Source organism: Ruegeria sp. AD11(2025) (genome assembly GCF_056542405.1).
On the sequence record NZ_JBQFZU010000100.1, the window covers coordinates 1 to 1,513 of the forward strand.

1 protein-coding gene is annotated in these 1,513 nt (G+C 55.4%); it reads left to right on the forward strand.

All coding sequences use genetic code 11. The features are described 5' to 3' along the window. The first annotated feature begins 87 nt into the window (after positions 1 to 87). A protein-coding gene (locus tag ACR1XY_RS24475) for an IS3 family transposase (protein ID WP_480597399.1) occupies positions 88 to 1,439 on the forward strand; the annotation gives its coding sequence in 2 pieces (ribosomal slippage) (positions 88 to 424 and positions 424 to 1,439; 1,353 coding nt in all). Positions 1,440 to 1,513 lie beyond the last annotated feature (74 nt).

Sequence of the window (1,513 nt, forward strand, 5' to 3'; positions counted from 1 at the left end):
ATTGTCTGACGTCAGCGCCAATGGGACAGTTTAGGTCGATTTGATAAGAGAGGGTTTCTGGCTCATCGTAACCGCCAAGGAGTGGAGATGAGAAAGAAACCCGGAACCAAGCAGAGCCACGGTGAGAAGGTCGTAAAGGACATTCGCCGTGCGACCCGCAAACAGTATTCCGCAGAAGAGAAGATCAGGATCGTGCTGGACGGCCTAAAAGGCGAGGACAGCATTGCAGAGCTGTGCCGTCGTGAGGGCATCGCGCAGAGCCTGTATTACAGCTGGTCCAAGGAATTCCTGGAAGCCGGCAAGAAACGTCTGGCAGGCGACACGGCCCGTGCGGCAACTTCCACCGAAGTGAAGGATTTGAGACGGGAAGCCCGTGATCTAAAGGAAGTTGTTGCCGAACAGGCCTTGGAACTGCGTTTGCTCAAAAAAAGCATGATCGCGGATGGGGACGACGAGGAATGAGATACCCTGCATCCGAGAAGCTTGAGATCATCCGACTGGTGGAGGGATCACACCTTCCAACCAGACACACGCTGGACAAACTGGGCATCCCGAAGACAACCTTCTATCGCTGGTACGACCGGTATCTGGCCGGTGGTCCCGAGGCGCTTGAGGATTGCTGTCCCAGGCCGTCACGGGTCTGGAACCGCATTCCCACGCCAGTGCGCGAGAAGATCAAGGATCTGGCTCTGAAGGAAAGCGATCTATCGCCTCGCGAGCTCGCCGTGCGCTTCACCGACACGGAAAAGTATTTTGTGTCAGAGGCTTCGGTCTATCGCATCCTCAAGTCCTACGATCTGATCACCAGCCCAGCCTATGTGGTCTTGTCCGCTGCGGACGAGTTCCAGGACAAGACGACACGGCCGAACCAGCTCTGGCAGACCGACTTTACCTATCTGAAGGTGATCGGCTGGGGATGGTTCTATCTCAGCACGATCCTGGACGATTACAGCCGATGCATCATCGCCTGGAAGCTTTGTACGACGATGAAGACCGAGGATGTGACCGACACACTGGACCTCGCCTTGCAAGCCTCAGGCTGTGATCAGGCAACGGTGCTGCACAAACCACGCCTGCTCAGCGACAACGGGTCCAGCCACATCTCTGGTGAGCTTGCCGAATGGCTGGAAGATCAGAAAATGGATCATGTCCGAGGCGCGCCATATCACCCACAGACCCATGGCAAGATCGAGCGCTGGCACCAGACTCTCAAGAACCGCATCTTATTGGAAAACTACTATCTGCCCGGTGACCTCCAGCAGCAGATCGATGCTTTCGTCGATCACTACAATCACCGGCGCTACCACGAAAGCTTACAAAACCTCACGCCCGCTGATGTCTACTTCGGACGCGGGCAGACCATTCTAAGACAACGAGAACGGATCAAACAGAAGACAATCGAAACCAGGCGCTTGCTTCACCGCAAATCCGCCGCATAATCAGACCAATCAGATGGGCCACATCCTCTCTTAGATCAGAGCGCCATCTGTCCCAAAATCCCTGACGACGGACA